Annotated in this window: 17 protein-coding genes; 6 read left to right on the top strand and 11 right to left on the bottom strand. The window is 57.5% G+C overall.

The genetic code is table 11. The features are described 5' to 3' along the window. Nucleotides 1-69: 69 nt before the first annotated feature. From NKJ06_RS12430 to NKJ06_RS12400, 7 genes are all read right to left on the bottom strand, one after another. On the bottom strand, nucleotides 70-1,113 hold the full coding sequence (locus tag NKJ06_RS12430; protein ID WP_352809879.1) for a TrbL/VirB6 family protein: 1,044 nt from the start codon (nucleotides 1,111-1,113) through the stop codon (nucleotides 70-72). A 183-nt stretch (nucleotides 1,114-1,296) separates the two neighbouring features. Then, nucleotides 1,297-2,031, bottom strand: coding sequence for a type IV secretion system protein (locus NKJ06_RS12425; RefSeq protein WP_352809877.1), 735 nt, complete (start codon nucleotides 2,029-2,031; stop codon nucleotides 1,297-1,299). A gap of 9 nt (nucleotides 2,032-2,040) precedes the next feature. Then, nucleotides 2,041-3,198, bottom strand: a complete 1,158-nt coding sequence (locus tag NKJ06_RS12420) for a transglycosylase SLT domain-containing protein (protein ID WP_352809876.1) — start codon at nucleotides 3,196-3,198, stop codon at nucleotides 2,041-2,043. Continuing rightward, a complete protein-coding gene (locus NKJ06_RS12415; RefSeq protein WP_352809874.1) occupies nucleotides 3,182-5,584 on the bottom strand; it encodes a VirB4 family type IV secretion/conjugal transfer ATPase in 2,403 nt (800 codons plus the stop codon). Before NKJ06_RS12415 ends, NKJ06_RS12420 begins: the two co-directional genes overlap by 17 nt. Continuing rightward, nucleotides 5,581-5,874, bottom strand: a complete 294-nt coding sequence (locus NKJ06_RS12410) for a VirB3 family type IV secretion system protein (RefSeq protein WP_023720449.1) — start codon at nucleotides 5,872-5,874, stop codon at nucleotides 5,581-5,583. The genes NKJ06_RS12415 and NKJ06_RS12410 overlap by 4 nt, the downstream gene beginning before the upstream one ends. Nucleotides 5,875-5,877: 3 nt before the next feature. Then, nucleotides 5,878-6,192, bottom strand: coding sequence for a TrbC/VirB2 family type IV secretion system protein (locus tag NKJ06_RS12405; protein ID WP_023749602.1), 315 nt, complete (start codon nucleotides 6,190-6,192; stop codon nucleotides 5,878-5,880). 12 nt (nucleotides 6,193-6,204) lie between these two features. Continuing rightward, a complete protein-coding gene (locus NKJ06_RS12400; RefSeq protein WP_352809873.1) occupies nucleotides 6,205-6,858 on the bottom strand; it encodes a lytic transglycosylase domain-containing protein in 654 nt (217 codons plus the stop codon). Between the two features lie 87 nt (nucleotides 6,859-6,945). Here NKJ06_RS12400 and NKJ06_RS12395 point away from each other — a divergent pair, with 87 nt between their 5' ends. The 3 genes from NKJ06_RS12395 to NKJ06_RS12385 are packed head-to-tail and all read left to right on the top strand — an operon-like array spanning nucleotide 6,946 to nucleotide 8,254. Then, entirely contained in the window at nucleotides 6,946-7,548 is a 603-nt protein-coding gene (locus NKJ06_RS12395) for a hypothetical protein (protein ID WP_352809871.1), read from the top strand. Next, nucleotides 7,545-8,093, top strand: a complete 549-nt coding sequence (locus NKJ06_RS12390) for a thermonuclease family protein (RefSeq protein ID WP_352809870.1) — start codon at nucleotides 7,545-7,547, stop codon at nucleotides 8,091-8,093. Before NKJ06_RS12395 ends, NKJ06_RS12390 begins: the two co-directional genes overlap by 4 nt. Next, complete coding sequence (locus NKJ06_RS12385) at nucleotides 8,090-8,254, top strand: hypothetical protein (protein ID WP_352809869.1); 165 nt, start codon at nucleotides 8,090-8,092, stop codon at nucleotides 8,252-8,254. The genes NKJ06_RS12390 and NKJ06_RS12385 overlap by 4 nt, the downstream gene beginning before the upstream one ends. Here the strand turns inward: NKJ06_RS12385 and NKJ06_RS12380 are convergent. After that, on the bottom strand, nucleotides 8,251-8,595 hold the full coding sequence (locus tag NKJ06_RS12380) for a hypothetical protein (RefSeq protein ID WP_352809868.1): 345 nt from the start codon (nucleotides 8,593-8,595) through the stop codon (nucleotides 8,251-8,253). The two genes, NKJ06_RS12385 and NKJ06_RS12380, sit on opposite strands and share 4 nt — an antisense overlap. 341 nt (nucleotides 8,596-8,936) lie before the next feature. On the opposite strand from NKJ06_RS12380, the gene NKJ06_RS12375 reads away from it, so the two are divergent. Next, on the top strand, nucleotides 8,937-10,550 hold the full coding sequence (locus NKJ06_RS12375) for an RcgA family putative transporter (RefSeq protein WP_352809938.1): 1,614 nt from the start codon (nucleotides 8,937-8,939) through the stop codon (nucleotides 10,548-10,550). Beyond that, on the top strand, nucleotides 10,540-11,565 hold the full coding sequence (locus NKJ06_RS12370) for an RcgR family putative quorum lactone hydrolase (RefSeq protein WP_352809867.1): 1,026 nt from the start codon (nucleotides 10,540-10,542) through the stop codon (nucleotides 11,563-11,565). Before NKJ06_RS12375 ends, NKJ06_RS12370 begins: the two co-directional genes overlap by 11 nt. A 454-nt stretch (nucleotides 11,566-12,019) precedes the next feature. Here the strand turns inward: NKJ06_RS12370 and NKJ06_RS12365 are convergent, their stop codons facing one another. Next, complete coding sequence (locus tag NKJ06_RS12365) at nucleotides 12,020-12,526, bottom strand: helix-turn-helix domain-containing protein (protein WP_352809866.1); 507 nt, start codon at nucleotides 12,524-12,526, stop codon at nucleotides 12,020-12,022. A 777-nt stretch (nucleotides 12,527-13,303) separates the two neighbouring features. Here NKJ06_RS12365 and NKJ06_RS12360 point away from each other — a divergent pair. Then, a complete protein-coding gene (locus NKJ06_RS12360; RefSeq protein WP_352809865.1) occupies nucleotides 13,304-13,762 on the top strand; it encodes a hypothetical protein in 459 nt (152 codons plus the stop codon). 258 nt (nucleotides 13,763-14,020) lie between these two features. Here the strand turns inward: NKJ06_RS12360 and NKJ06_RS12355 are convergent, their stop codons facing one another. Together NKJ06_RS12355 and NKJ06_RS12350 are read right to left on the bottom strand one after the other, a co-directional pair. Then, complete coding sequence (locus NKJ06_RS12355) at nucleotides 14,021-14,233, bottom strand: hypothetical protein (protein WP_352809863.1); 213 nt, start codon at nucleotides 14,231-14,233, stop codon at nucleotides 14,021-14,023. After that, the gene (locus NKJ06_RS12350; RefSeq protein ID WP_352809862.1) at nucleotides 14,230-14,649 is read right to left on the bottom strand and encodes a helix-turn-helix domain-containing protein; all 420 of its coding nucleotides are present in this window, start codon (nucleotides 14,647-14,649) and stop codon (nucleotides 14,230-14,232) included. Before NKJ06_RS12350 ends, NKJ06_RS12355 begins: the two co-directional genes overlap by 4 nt. Nucleotides 14,650-14,839 lie beyond the last annotated feature (190 nt).

The raw sequence follows: 14,839 nt of genomic DNA, 5'->3' as shown, positions 1-14,839 counted from the left end.
GTTACTATTGCCTCGTTTGCGCGACGGATCCTGATCCAGAGCCGCGATCGGTGATCGTTGTGTTCTCGTTTAGGCCAGAGGCCTGGAGTTATCGCGCGCACCTTGTTGGATGGCGAACCGGGTTGCGGCATCCGCCCTCGCTGCTCGCGAAGTTCGAAAACTGTTTGCCGCGAGCTGCCGGGCGCCCCGAGCGGCGCGGCCGGCGGCCCATCGTGCACCGGAGTAGCGCACGGCATTCCTGCCGAAGGTCCCATAGGAGTAGCGAGCTCCCACGGTGCTGAGATACCCGCCGCCGTTCAGGATCGAAGCAATCGAGGGTATCTGCATGAGAACGTAGATCCCGATGATCGTCACCAGCACCAGCGGCAGTACCAGCGACATTTTGCTGTCCATGGTTGCTCCACCGGACGTGGCGGTGTTCAGCGCCGCATTGACGAGCGAAAAGTAGAAGCCGAGAAATCCGTAGATCAGGATTTGCTGGATCATCAGAAAGGTGGTCAGCGAAAGGAAGCCTTCGCTCATGCGCGAGGACCAGCGGTAAAGCCAAAGAATGATCCATATCGGCGCCAGAGCGAGCGTGATGAACAACATCACCTTGGCGGCGATGATTGCGGCAATGGCAAGCGCTGCGAAGATGATGGCTGATAGCAGAACCAGCAACGACAAGAGCGCGCCAAAAATGTCATAGAAGGATCCGCTATAGACCTGATTGGCGACGTCCTGCGCCCCTTTGTAGAGATTGTCGATAAGCGCTGGAATTGCCGCCTGGTCGCTGAGCTGATTGCCGGTAGCCCGCGACACGGCGCCGACGATCACCTTACCGACCTCGTCTGGAATGCTTTGCACGAGCTGATAGATCGTCGCGGAAAATGTGCCCCATCCGGTCATCAGCAGATAGATGATGACGGCGCGGCCGAGGCGATAGGCTGCTTCGATTGGCGAAATCGACTCTCGCCCGCTCAGGATCGAATAGCCCCACCACATGATATAAAGGGTCAGCATCAGGGTGAAGACGTTGCCCATCGCATTGCCCAACTGCATATAGACGGTGCGAACGAAGTCCTCACCGATGTTGTCAATGCCACCGAGGATGCTTGCGGCGAGACCGTTCATGGATCCTCGTCAACGATGCTGGAGAACGGCGTTGAATTGACCGGCTTCAGTGCGCCGCATTCGTCGGCATGGGCATACGCCAAAGGCCCGCACGGCGCTTTCAGTTCACGTTTTGCGCATCCGAAAAGCACTGGGCCGAGCCCAATCACAACGCATATGCGCAGGACTCGCCTCGACAAGCGCTCAGCCTCCGCTCTTGCCGAAGTCCACGAACGGATTGACGGTGCGCGGTGTCATCATCTTCTGCACCTGACTTTGGCGAAGTAGGTCTCCCTTCAGCTTCTCATTCAGGGCCGCGACCGCGCCGTTCTGGACGCCGATCAGTTCGTTGACGGCGCGCGCGTTTTCCAGCTGCATTCGTGTGTTCTGGTCCACCGAACCCTTGACGTCCTGCGACTGCCCGATCTGCCCGCTCGCTGACTGCAGAGACTGTTGGCGCTGGGTGACGCCCTGCGAAGCCTGCGAGGTCAATGCGCTTAGCAGCGAGGCCACGTTGACGCTGCCGCCATAGGCCGTGTTGACGGCGCTGGTCTCCTTGCCGGCAATCTGCTGGAGCTGCTTCACCAGTTGGAGCCCATTGATGACGGCGCCGGCGATTTTCTGGATTTCGGGCGAAAGGCCACCAAACGAAAGAGCCCCGCCGTTCAGGATCGATCCGAACGACGGCGCCTGGGAGATCGACATGTTGCCGCCGAGGCCCATCTGTCCGATGCCGAGCGAACCGTCACGACTGCCGCTGAGAGCCTGCAGGATCTCCTCGCTCTTTTTCAGAATGTCCTTGTTCGAATCCATGATGGAGTTGGTGTTGTCCGCATTCTTGCGGGCGACATCGAGATTGGCGCCATCAATGACGGCAATCTGTGCGTGGGCCGTGCTTGCCCAAAGCGCCAGACTGGCAGCAATCGCGAATTTGTTCATGTCAGCCTCCTATTGCTGTAGAGAATTAATGACGCTGGCAGGGCCGGCAGGATCACTGGTGATGATCATCGAGCGACTGTCGGCCGAGCTTGCCCTCGCGTTCTCAAGTGCGCATGGTAGCCACCGGCCGCGATCGATCCTCAACCGCTCCAATTCCGCGGGATCACAAGAGAACGGGTTTGGAGAGCCGCTCTTCGGCTGTTGCACCAGCTTGGACGACTGCGATGCCTGAACATTCTGCAACGATAGAAGTTGGGCCAGCAATGCCGTGAAGTCCCCCGCCTGGGCGAGGTACTGGTTGGTGACATCGGCGTTGATCCCACGAGCCGACGAGTTTAGCTCCCAAGCGTCCTTGTATTCGGTCACCTGGCCAACGTTGCCCGCCAGCGCGTCGATTGCAGCATTGTTGGCGCCCATCTGCGATGAGCTTGCATCGAGGCCGCCAGCCGCCTTCCTGACCGTGCCCATGGCCGCGTCCTGGGCCGTGCCGCCTGCGCCGTCGGCCGTTACGATCGAGAATGGTGGCGGCGCGGCGGCCGGAGCCTTGCCGCTCGACACATAGTCGTTGAAGTAGCTGTTCCAGCGGCCGACACCGCCGGCCCACTGGTTTTGCTCGCCAGCGTTCGATCCGTTGTAGAAGGAGGCGAGACAGCTATAATTCGTCGCCCCGCATTGCTTCACGCCCATTCCGAGATATTTGACGCCGCCTTCGACATTCTGCTCGTTGACGTCGCGGTCAAGCCCCATGGACTTGCCGGTGCCTTTAGTCAGCTGCATGACGCCTTTGACGCCGGTGTGGCTTCCGGCGCATGTGTCGAAGCGCGATTCCTGATAGGCGACGGACAGCGCCAGGCCTTCGGGCACCCCGTATTTTTGCGCATAATAGCGGATCATCTTCACGTTGCCCGCGTCGCGCTGCAACGCTTCGGCTGGCGACCGGCGAAACATTTGTGAGCGGTATTTGTTCGAATAGGTGCAGACGACGCTTTTCTTCTTGTCGGTTTCGTCGTTCTTCGCTTCTTCCGACTTCGTGCTGTGCTGCTCGTCCTCTTGCCGCTTGTCGAGGTTCGGCCCGTCGATCACCGCGATCTGAGCGACAGCCACGGTCATGCTTTCCGCCGTCGCGAGAGCCACGGCCAGACAAGCGCTGCTAAGCCGCTTCGTCATGCTCGTTCTCCCATCCGCAGAAGTATGGCAGCCAAATCTCCGGCTCGTCGCCGAAGGCCTCCCGGAGCCGGGCGCATTCCTTGCTGTTGGCTTCGTTCGAGGACAAGACCTTGATGAGATCGGGCATCGCCGACAAATCGAGCTTGGCAACGATCGAGTCGCTGTCGTGCTTGACAAGGAAGGTGCGTGTTTCCTTGGCGGTGCGGCGCACGAACTCGAATTCCTTCGCTGTCAGCGAGAAGCGCTCCATGTAGGACTCCTTGCTCGCCTTCGGGTTGGGGAAGAAAATGTTGGTCTTCGTTTGCTCGATCAGCGACGACGAGATGGAGGAATTGACGACGTCTTCCGCCGTCTGCGTGCCAAAGCCGACGACGCCGTTGCGGCGACGAATGGTCTTCAGCGTCTCATTGATGAAAGCAGCGAAAACCTCGTCGTCCAACAGCTTCCAGCCTTCATCGAGGAAGAGCATGATCGGCGAGCCGTCGATGACGTCCTCAAGCCGATGGAAAATGTAGAGCAACGCCGCCGAACGCAGCTTTCGATCGCCCAGGATCTTGGTCATATCGAACCCGACAACCGGCTTCGAAAAATCGACCAGATCGACGGGATTGTTGAAAAGCCAGCCCTTGTCCTTCGGGTCGAGCCAGGGCTGTATCCGCGCGGCCAGATCGTTCATGCCAGGCATGAGCGACCCCCGCAGCACTTCCGGCAGCAGGTCGAAGGTACGCTGTTCGCGCGGGATCTTGTAGATCATGTCGACGGCGGCGTTGATGACGCGCATCTCCGCTACATCCAGCGCGCCGCCTTCCGGCGTCAGAATGTAGATGAGCAAATCTTCCAGGAAGGACCGGTTTTCTGCCGTGTCCTCAAGCTGCAATGGCGCGAACCCGGTCGGCTGGGAAGGCTCCATCACCTCATAGCGACCGCCGAGCGCCCGAACGAAAATTTCAGCGCCGCGCATATAATCGAAATAAACACATCGTGGCCGCGGCATGATGCGCATGGCCTGCGCCATCAGGAATGACAGCACCACGGTCTTGCCCGAGCCAGTCGGACCGAACACCGTGAAGTGCCCAACATCATGAACGTGGAAATTGAAATAATAGGCTGTCTGGCTGGTCGTTTCGAGCAAAGCGATGGGCCGTTTCCAATGCAGCCGCTCACGTTGGCCCGACGGGAAATTGTGTCCTGAAAAAAGGCCGGCGAAATTGAGGGACGAGATCAACGCACGTCGCGCGATGTAGCTGAAATTTCCCGGCAACTGCGCCCAAAAGGCCAGTTCCGTGTTCAGTGTCTCGCGAACCGGCACGATCGACATGCGCGAAAGCTCCGCCGTGATGTCGGATAGCGCACGGTTGAGACCCCCCATATCCGGTGCCAAGGCCATGACGCTCATGTGATGTTGTCCGAAGACCACTTCGCCGCCGGCCAGCTTGTCAGCGCCGTCGTGGACGGACTCCTCAACCGTCGTGCCCGCCTCGTCGGAGCCCTCAACCTGGTTCGCGATGGTGTTGATCCTGCGCATCGCCGTGACACGATCTTCGATCGCAAAACTCTGCGTCAGGACAAACTCATGCGGCAGGCGCAAGAGACCGTCCAATGAGCCCGGCGCGGTGAACGGTGGGTATTCCTTGATCGACACCATGGCGCCGAGCTTGCCAGCGTCCGGTCCGCGAAGTTCCAGCGCGGATTTGCCGAAAAACAATTGTCGTGTCGCCAGCACATCGCCAAGGCTCATGCGCGGCAAAGGCATTTCCACGTCGCCGCCGCCGGCGAGGATCTTCGCCAAAAATTCCGCGGGCTCGGAAAAGAGGCTGTCGCGGCGCTTCACGACGCCGAGAAGACGTGCACCATAAGCCGTGAAATCCTTGACGACTCCGTCGAGAACGTCATGCAGTTCGGCCATCGCCTCTTCGCGGGTTTCTTCGCCCGCGGTACTGATGCGGAACGCATTGAGCGCCTTGTCCACCCAGCCGACGCGACCGACCATCGGTCGGCGTATGACCGCCAGAGACGCCTCGTTGACGAAAAGGTTTTTCGCCCCAAGCTCATCCATGTAGCGGGCGTCGAGCTCGGCCACGAAAGGATTGTCAAAGTCGCCTTCGATCTCCGGCGTTACGTGGCGGCGGATGATCGTTGTGTAGACCGCAAAGCGAGAGGTCGAGAGATTGCGGAACGTCGTGTTGCGGTTGAACATGCGGCTGTTCAACTCGGCTTGGTCCATCGTCTGGAAGGGCAGGCCACTGAGCTGGATGACGCCGATCAGAAAGCCGCTCTTCGTCACGATCAGATTGTCATCGACATGGCGAAGGTAAGGGATGTGCATCGCCGCGGGTTTTTCACGCCGGCGCTCGCGGCCAAATTTCAGGTCGGCATCGAGGCTCATGGCGAATAGCTCCTCGCGCCCCAAAAAGTAAGGTTCGCCACCGCTCCGCGTTTGGAGACGCGCCGCTCGAAAATATGAAACATGTAGGGGTCGCGCTGGCACAGATATGCGCTGACCAGATGCACCACGCCGAACACGCCAAGGCCGAGCATGAAGCTGCTCGTGGCAATGAAGCCGATAACCGCCAGGATGCCATTCAGAGCGAAGACCTCATAGCGCACTCCCCATTTCATCGGGGGGCGTGTCAGTGGCAGGCTGACCGGCTCGACATAGACTTCCTCGTCATCCATTTCTCAGCTGCCTCCCGCGGTCGCACGAACCGCATCCACCAGCTGGGCAGCGCCGAAGATCAGAGCGATGCCAATGATGATGGAGAAAGCCATCATCCACGCGAGCCGGCCCGTCATGGCGAGGAAACCGAGAAAACAGACGGCGATGATGGCGAATGAACGCGCTATGTTGCCCTGCAGAACTCCGACGAACCACTCCAGCACATTTTCGACTGGCGCCGCCGACTGGGCATACGCAGTGGCTGGCGCGAGAGCTATTCCGACCGCCGAGGCCAAGGCCAGTTTCAGGGCAAATCTGCCCGCTTTCCTGTATTCCACCCTTGGCTCCTTTCAGTTGCCGAAGTCCATGACATGACCACCCTGCCAAGCGTCCTCGCTTGCTGGCGGAGCGGCCGCGAGCGTCTCGGATTTGGTCAGGGCGGACTTCTTCACCACACCGCCGAACTTCCAGCGGTTCAGTATTTTCACAATGTATTCCGCCGTCTCCGGATTCACCGGAATACCCTGGGCCTTGTAGACGCTGTTGGGCCCGGCGTTGTATGCTGCCAGCATCAGCAGCGGGTCCCCGAATTCGTCATAGAGTGACTTCAGATAGCGAAGGCCAGCCCGGACATTTGCCTGTGTATCGCAACGGTCGCTCACCCCCAGATCGGCCGCCGTGCCCGGCATCAGCTGCATGATTCCCAAGGCTCCGGCCTTTGACGGGCCCTGACTGGCGCCGAGATCGCTTTCGGCCCATGCAATTGTCTCGGCCAGATCGGCGTCGAACCCTTCGTCTTGCGCGATTGAACGCACAAGTTGGGAGACCTCGGCACGATTTCCGGTCTCACACGCCCCCGGCCTTTGCGCCCCAACCGCGGCAAGGGCTTGCGCCGGCGTTGCAAAGGCGACTGCGACGCGGTCTAATGCCCTGTCCTGCCCGTGCGCTTGCAACGGCATCGTGGCGCCAAAGAGGGTGACCAGAAGAGCGAATCGAGTGTTCATACTGTCGCCAAAATTTAACACTTTACTATGGCTACACGCAGCCCTAGTAAAGTGTCAACACGATATGCGCCGCAGGGACGAATTTCAATGAAACAGACTGCCCTTTGCACGGTCTTGCTGCTCCAAGGTGCCGTCGCTTATGCTGCCGGCGCGGATGCCCCAAGTGCCTTCGCGCAGCCGTCGGAGCGCTACCTGCTCCAGTTTGCCAAGCCGGGAGAGAAAGTGTTCGTCTATGAGCGCTACGATGCGAAAGGCGCGCTCTTTCAGCGCGATGCGGCGACCCTTGTCTCGCCGGTCAAGGTGCCCTCGGCGACCGAGCGCGTCATCAACGGCATGGCTTATCGACTGCGCGGCCTTGCAGCCTGTCCAAAACCAAAGATTACCTACAAGGCGCAGCAATGGGACTGCACGAAAGCCGCGCAGGACTATGAAGAGTCAATCTACAACGATCGTGCATCTGTCGTGCTTTGCAAAACGCTTGTGCTGCAAAGCAAGAAGGGTGAACCCGACGCCGTGTCGTGTTTCTCTCTCGTGGGTGCGGGCAACGCAAACGACCCGTACAACGTCGCCTACGACGATGACGAAATGGTTTTTTTCGACATGGCAGCGATCGGACGCAACAAGGACGGCAAGTCGCTGCGCCCCGATCTCGAGCATTCCGCCGACCTCGGTGGACAGTTCCAGGAATGAAACAGGCGAGCTTTGCAGTGCTGGCCGCATTCTCGGTATGCGCATCGGCGCAGGCGCAGGATGCATCCGAGTCTGCCGTGCCAACGCCCTTCGCGGTATCGAAATCGGCTCAACTGCTGACCGGAGATACCTGGCGTGACGGAGATCACCTTTTCCGCCTCTATGGCGTCCAGTCATGTCTTCGAGGCACATCAGCTGAAGAGCCAAATGGGAACAAAATCGATTGCGGGAACACCTCGCTGGCGCACCTTGCTGCGCTGTTCGATAGCGCGGCGGTTACATGCCAGCCAATCGGCTACGCCCTGGATAAGGCGGTTTTTGTCGTGTGCGGTGCGCAGCTGAATGGCGAAACAATCGACGTCGGCACAGCGCTCATAGCGACCGGATACGCGTTTGCCGCAACGACAGCAAAGGGCAAAGCCGTCAATGAGAACTACCTCGTCGCGGAAATCAACGCTAAGATGAAACGTGCGGGTTTGTGGGGCGCGACGTTTCAGCACCCTGTGCAGCTGCTGCTAAACAAGCGATCGGAGATACAACAATGAAGCACGACGATGATGCGCATAAATATTACTATCCCGTGGAAGGACGCACTGAAGGCGCCATCGGCGATGCTATCGCTCTCATCGCGATCATCTTGGTGCCGGCAGGAATCTATGCGGCCTGGAATACCATGGCCTCATGGATTTCAGCGCTCTTCTCCTAGGACTGCAGTTTCGCGAAAGAACCGAGCAACGCGCGAAAATCGTCGACATCAAGCTCGCACCAGTCGTTGCCCAACAACCGCTGGAAATAAGCTGCCTTCATTTTCATCTCAGCGACATCGGCCACCTGCGCAGCGGCCGCGCGCCGACGCGCGATAGCCTCTTCCGCCATCAACGAATCCAATCGCCGGCCGATCAGGGTCGCGTCCGGCTCTTCGGCCCTCATCCATCGCCTGCCGAGACGTTCAACCATGGCGACTGCATGACGATGCGCCGCGAGCAGACTCGCGACCCCATCGGCCTCTTCTATCACTCCGTTATTACAGACCACTTGAATGGGCATCGACCGGCTCCATGCATGACAATTCGTAAATGATACCTGGGGAGGCGAGAAAAATAGGAATGGGTTCATCCCTCCGCTTTTCAGGCTCCCGAAGCCCTGGCTTCCCCACTGTTCGCTCATGAGGTCACACTACCCTGCGACCAGACAAACGTTTCAGTTGGCCGGCGGTTTGCGAAGCATCTCCTACGCAACAAACGTGTTCAGCCTCTCCAGCGGGTCACCCGTCATTGGATGTCTCCCTGCCCGGCCAAAATCGAGTTGATAAAAACGTTGATTGAGGAGGAAGGCACGATAGGATACGAAGCCTAGCGAAACGGAACGAAAAAAGAGCCTATAAGTTGTTGTTTAAGAACGGAAAGTTATTTCTCCCTCCGCCGAGAGACGGGAGTGATTTCAAAGAACTATTCAAACGACTGGCGGCGGCGGGTGCGGGTCGACTGTTGGACAAAGATGGGTTTCCTGCTGGCCCATGGACGCCCGAACTCCTTGCAGAGGCGATTTCACTGATTGATTCCAACCGGGTTGGAGTCGATCTGCGAACGGTGCAGCTTTGGTTTCAAGAGAACGAGAAGGGAATTAGCACTGCCAACATTCGTTGGCTGGCGAGGATTTTTGGATGCGATGATCCGGTCGCAACTAGCGAATGGCAGATGGAGCTTAGTGAGGCGCAATCGCGGTTATCGGCCAAGAGACGAGAATGGAAGAGAACCGGAAGCAGCGTTGCGCAGGAGCTTCCAGATACGGCAGTGACTGCGGCCATCGATGACGAGACAGACTGCCCGGTAGAGCTGATACTGGATACTGACCCCAAGGGGCCGAGCCGGCGCTTTAGTTTGGCTAGGAAATCGGAGGCGTTTTTTAGTCGCGGATCTCCCCTGAATTTACCTGCGTCGGTGTTTGCGGGTGTCACCGCTCTTGGGTTTTTGTCGTACCTTACAGGGATTCACAGCGTGACGTATGGCCGGGCGGATGGCGTCGTCAAGCAGGTTGGGTTTCTTTGGACAGCGAATTGGACATTCGTCTTCATGGTATTTTTGCCACTGTTTTTTGCCTTCGTGACCGAGCTGGTGACCTTTTGGAAAGATGAAGGCCGCCCAAAGCTTGTGACGCAGGGCGACAGGATGGAAAGCGACGATGCCTGGTCGCGCACCGTACAAGCTTCTTCATATTCATATTGGGCGGTTTTTTTGATTTGTGTGGTGTTCGCCGGTCTTCTTCAGTGGATCGGCGTGTCTTTAATCCCGTTGCTAAAAGGGGGTGGCAACTATGCGACGGATTGGGGCTCGTTAGCGATTGTACGCCCTGAGGTTATATCGGTGCCGGAAGCGGTCGTATTCACGGGGCTCGCTTACCTGTATATGTGCCTCTGTTTTTATCTGTTCTTCGTAGGCCTGATTTTGCTTTATACGGTGATCCATGATCTTTGGAGTATTGGAGAGGCAGCGAGTAATCGGCCGGAAGTGGACTATCAACACAAGCTCCATGAAGCCAGCCTCAGGGTTATGCGTGCGATGTTTCGGTGTACTGTTTTGGGACTTCTGATCGCCATAGTCATGAAGCTCCAGAGTGCTTACCTGACATCGCGTGGAGAGAATATTGTGTCTTGGCTGGTCGGCGATATGTCTTCCGCCTTTGATGGACGCAACCATGTGAGCACCGAGATCATCTACCGTAGGCCCACCCATTACAGTAGCCTTCTTATCGCTATTTCGACCTGTGTGGTATTTGTATACGGATCCATCCGTTTAGGTGTCGAACGTCGGTTTTATATGTCTTTGTGGAGAATGTCAGCGATCGTAGCGTTACTCGTGGCTAGCTACTTGCTGATCGATGCATTTGCTGGCTTTTCGATCCTTCTGGGGGTTGGACTGCTGTTCTCAATGTACGGCCTGTTTGATCCAGGGTTGGGGCGAGGGCAAGCGAGTAAGTTAGGAAACAATCAGAGTGTATCATAGTTGGCTTGATCGTTGGGATGAGCGGCGGGCGCGGCGCGGTGAGGAAGGGAAGAAGCCATCGGATTTCGCCCTTGACGCGGAACTCGCCTTTCCAGGTGCGAAGAAGATAACAAGTATCGAGGAGTTCTGTGCCTTTGCGGACCAGGCTGTGGCTGATCCAGCCTTTTTCGATGACTCGAATGTGAGTGATCAGGGGTTTGAACGGCTGGATGGGTGGCTCAAATTTCCATCGGGCATTTCTACTGATATTGAACAGAACAATGTCGTGTCGGCGAAAATCACAGAAAGCGGGTCGTTCGATCAGGCGATGGTGATTTTTCACCACTGGAATGCGAGCGCCCGGAACCGTCAGATTGCCAACTTTTTCTCCCAGCGTGGTATCACGGTTGTCGAGATTGCTATGCCTTATCACTTCGAACGCAGCCGTCCCGGCTCCGTGCACGCCGACTATATGCTTAGCCCTAATCTCGGTCGAACAATCCAATCTGTAAGGCAGGCAGTGTTCGATGGGCGAAAACTCATACGTTGGTTGAAAAGCGAAGGCTATCGAGAGATTTCGGTTCTCGGAATGAGCTTGGGTTCCTGGGTTGCGGCCATAGTCGCAGCGCACGACTTGGCTGTGTCGAAAGCCTCGTTGTTTCTGACGGCGGGGAGTCTGGCGGATATGGTTTGGACGGGCCGCGCGACACGATCAATACGCGATAGCCTTGAGCCTGAGATTGAGCTGACCGATCTCAGAAGGGCCTGGGGTCCACTTAACTTGGAGAATTACGCGCATAGTTTGGCACGGCCTGATCTCGATCTCCATGTTGTGTTGGCTGAGAGAGACAAAGTGGTGTTGCCAGAGCTATCGGAGAGGTTCATGCAGAGGCTGAAGGACGCCGGCGCTAGGCCAAATATTTTGGAATTAAACTGTGGTCACTATTCCCTCGCCATGCCGCCTTACATTTTGTGGGCGGGTTTGAGCTTGAAGCGGTTTCTGTCGTGTGCTGAAAAATCAACCCGGCGAGCATGAGTTTGGCTTTGGCCGGTCAGTTCACCAGCAAATTCTCTGGTAGGCATCACAACACGAAAGTGATGAATGTGGGGTCGCCCCATACCGGAACCGACCCTGGAAGGGGCCGACAAACGCGCAGCATGACGCCGGTAATTGTCGAAAAGGCCACGACACCCTTCTTCTCAACACGCGCCGGCAATCACCCCGGGCTAGGTTTGACGGCTGTTCTCATATGGTTTCGACCCTCAAGGGAAGCTCTTGATCAGCAGCATTCCCGGCGCCAGCACAGTCGTCCATGCCAAAGTCCCCTTATCATCCCGCCGCCGCAATAGGCCAACAGCCGACGATGACAGCAGCGGTCCGACAGCCGCGGCGGGGGGCGCTAGTCGGCCGCCGGGCCTGACCGGCAGGGGCATAGGAGCGGCGCCGGCTGGGGCGAATTATAGGCTCTTTGGGAACACTCGTGGGGCGGCTAGGTGTCGGCTCTGCTAGGCGGGATCTTTTCGGAAAAGAGGAAGGTCGCTGGATCAAGTTTCAACGCCTTGGCGATCGCGGCAATCGTGTCCACGCTGATGTTGCCGCTCGCGCGTTCCAGTTTCGTGAAGGTCGCCTCCGCCACGCCGATGAGTTCGGCCATCTCATAGCGGTGCAAAGTACGTCGTTGTCGCTCAAAATCGATGATGTGCGCCAGCCGCTTGCGGATCGCATTGTCGTCCAACCGATGCGCCCATTCCGGAACTTTCTTACCGCCGGCGAGCATTTCTGCAAAAGACACTTGCAAGCCGATTGCCATGATCTGCAGCGTCGTCAACGTGACATTATTTTTCTGACGCACAGTCTGAATGTAGGTTCGATAGGCCAGTTTTTCGCCCTCGGCGGTCCGAAACAGTTCGGCCATGTGCATGTGGGATAGGCCGCGTCTGGCTCTCTCCCGCTCAAGCGTCAGGGCAATGTTGGCGCGCAACGGGTTGTTGACCACGCCTCCGTCGTCTCGTTTCATAAATCGATGTAGTCGCACAAACCTGCCTTTTTGACCTGTCCTTTTTCGCGCGGATCATCCATAGTAAACTGTCAAATCTGCAGCGAGGAAAAGGCTATGACCATACTCAAATTTCTACTGGGGGGTGCCGTCGCCATCGCGGGCGTCGCAGCTCTTCCATCCCAATCAAAAGCGTCGGAATGGGGCTGTCAGGTCCTCCTATGTCTTTCCGGCGACTGGCAAGGCACCCCCTCGTGCCACCCGCCAATTTACAAGTTGATTGAGGCGATGGAAGCCCCGGGTTTCAATTGGCCGACCTGTCCGCAAGGCAACTCGAGCGCGGCGAGATTTGAGAAGTATGAGGATTGTCCGTCTGGCTGGCAAGCAGTTGGCAGCTCCGAATCCGATCGGCCGGGCTTAGGTCAAGAACGGAACATCTGCCGCCTCGCGGCTGATAGGCTCTCCTTGCCCGTCGTTTTCAAAAACAAACGCCCTCGGCGGGCATCATGGAGACGGATCACGTCAGGTCCAAATCGAAATCGACGGCAAGGCGGTTGCGGCAACAATCCAGACCGCGGGGAACGATCGAGGGCATTCCATTGATAATGGCCCGACCTACTACACCATCCCTCGACCGATGCGCGGAAAGCCCTGGTTCATCGAGTATGATGACGCGAACGGCGTGCGCCAGAAAAGCTGGTTCAATCTCAACATGCCATAAGCCAGGCCATCACGTAGGACGAGGACTATGAGGGCCACAATTCCGGGAGGTTTGTAGTGTTCAAGGCGCTTCTGCTATCCACAATGATTATGAACACAGGCGCAGTGTTGACGGCCGCTGGTCAGAGCGACAAGCCGCGATCAAGCGTGGACAATCCTATGTGGCCGGCTTCACTGAAGTGGGACTGCAAGACCGCTGCCAAGATTGTATGCGAGCGTGATGGCGGTTGCTCAGTGACTGAGGACCGCTCTGGATTTGTGCTGAACTACGGCAGTAACGAAGCCGAGTTCCCAGCTGGCAATGTCAGGATCAAGCGCCACTATCAACAGACCGTGCAGGCAAGCCCTTTGCAGCAGGAAGTTAAAGTCGAATTGGCCGATAATCGCGTTCTTTGGTTGACGGCCGTGGATGCCAGCCGCACTTATTCGGAAGCGTGGGTCGGCGCCCTGAGCGAGTTGAAGGGTGGCGCGGTACTGATGGAATCCGAGGGGGTCTATTGCATGCCGCATAAGTGAGTGCGCCGAGAGGGGAGGGGAGCGAAGCACCAGATATGGTCTGACCTGGAGGCCGATCCTCGGCGAGCGCTGCAGAGAATGTCAGGGCCTTTTCGTCAATTTCATGCGACGATGAGGTTGTTTAAAGAAGCACCGGTCTACAAGACCAAAACATCAAGTGGAATTTACTGATTCGAAACTGATTGATTGCCACTGCATCCGGGAATGTTGTCGACAACTCGATAATTATTTTCATGACTAGATGATATTCAGTTTTCCTCATGGAAGCTGCTCGGTCAGCAGGGCTCCAATTCGGCGATAGCCGTAGTGTACGTTGCCGAGAGCCAGCTTCTGAATGAGATCGCGCAAACCCGTCTCGGCCCGACGAGGGGCCGAATCCAGCCAGTGACGGTAATAGCTCGCGCGGCTGACACCAGCGAGCCAGCACATTCTGTCGATGTTGAATTCGCCTTGCGACAGGCCGGTCATCATCTTTTCGATGACTTTGAAGATCCCGTTTCGCCAGGAGCGCTGCTCCGACGCCGATCTTCCTCGAAGTGCCGCAAGGCTTCGCGAAAAAAATCGAGATCGAGCTGCTGCTGCCCGACCTTCTGCTCCAGTTCCCTGCTCCGGCGCCTGGCCTTGCTCAGTGCCTTTTCCTGAGGTGACGGCACATCGACTGCACTCTGCAGCTGTGCGGCCCCGTCAACTCCTGCTGTCCTGGCCGGCCGGCCGCGCCGACGCGACTTCAGATTACCATGAAGCCTGAGATGATCACGCCACTCGTAAAGTCGTTGGCGACTGATACCAACCTCATCTGCCAACTTGCTGACGGTTTCGCCCGCCTCCATGCGCCGGAGAAGCTCCAGCTTTTGGTCATCATCAATAACTCTTTGCCGTCCGGCCATGCCCGAGTTTCCTCTACTTGCGGGGAAACTGTCCGCGATTTTCCTTGTCTCAGCCTGGGGGTGCACTCCAATCGCGTCCGGTTTTTGATCGGAACGGTGTCCGGTTGTCAAGCGACACGAGGAATTGACCCCTTTGGCGACATCAGGAACTGACCCCCTTCATTGGGTTACTGTTTCGTTGGTTTCGGGC

This window comes from Mesorhizobium sp. M0293, assembly GCF_040321735.1.
Classification (GTDB): Bacteria; Pseudomonadota; Alphaproteobacteria; order Rhizobiales; family Rhizobiaceae; genus Mesorhizobium.
Note: the sequence above shows the minus strand (reverse complement) of the source record. Positions and strands in the feature narration are given on the sequence as shown.

Coding starts and splice junctions, on each gene's coding strand:
- NKJ06_RS12430 (WP_352809879.1), bottom strand. CDS start 1,113: ATGAACGGTCTCGCCGCAAGCATCCTCGGTGGCATTGACAACATCGGT.
- NKJ06_RS12425 (WP_352809877.1), bottom strand. CDS start 2,031: ATGAACAAATTCGCGATTGCTGCCAGTCTGGCGCTTTGGGCAAGCACG.
- NKJ06_RS12420 (WP_352809876.1), bottom strand. CDS start 3,198: ATGACGAAGCGGCTTAGCAGCGCTTGTCTGGCCGTGGCTCTCGCGACG.
- NKJ06_RS12415 (WP_352809874.1), bottom strand. CDS start 5,584: ATGAGCCTCGATGCCGACCTGAAATTTGGCCGCGAGCGCCGGCGTGAA.
- NKJ06_RS12410 (WP_023720449.1), bottom strand. CDS start 5,874: ATGGATGACGAGGAAGTCTATGTCGAGCCGGTCAGCCTGCCACTGACA.
- NKJ06_RS12400 (WP_352809873.1), bottom strand. CDS start 6,858: ATGAACACTCGATTCGCTCTTCTGGTCACCCTCTTTGGCGCCACGATG.
- NKJ06_RS12395 (WP_352809871.1), top strand. CDS start 6,946: ATGAAACAGACTGCCCTTTGCACGGTCTTGCTGCTCCAAGGTGCCGTC.
- NKJ06_RS12390 (WP_352809870.1), top strand. CDS start 7,545: ATGAAACAGGCGAGCTTTGCAGTGCTGGCCGCATTCTCGGTATGCGCA.
- NKJ06_RS12385 (WP_352809869.1), top strand. CDS start 8,090: ATGAAGCACGACGATGATGCGCATAAATATTACTATCCCGTGGAAGGA.
- NKJ06_RS12380 (WP_352809868.1), bottom strand. CDS start 8,595: ATGCCCATTCAAGTGGTCTGTAATAACGGAGTGATAGAAGAGGCCGAT.
- NKJ06_RS12355 (WP_352809863.1), bottom strand. CDS start 14,233: ATGATGACCGGCCTGTCGCAAGGCGAATTCAACATCGACAGAATGTGC.
- NKJ06_RS12350 (WP_352809862.1), bottom strand. CDS start 14,649: ATGGCCGGACGGCAAAGAGTTATTGATGATGACCAAAAGCTGGAGCTT.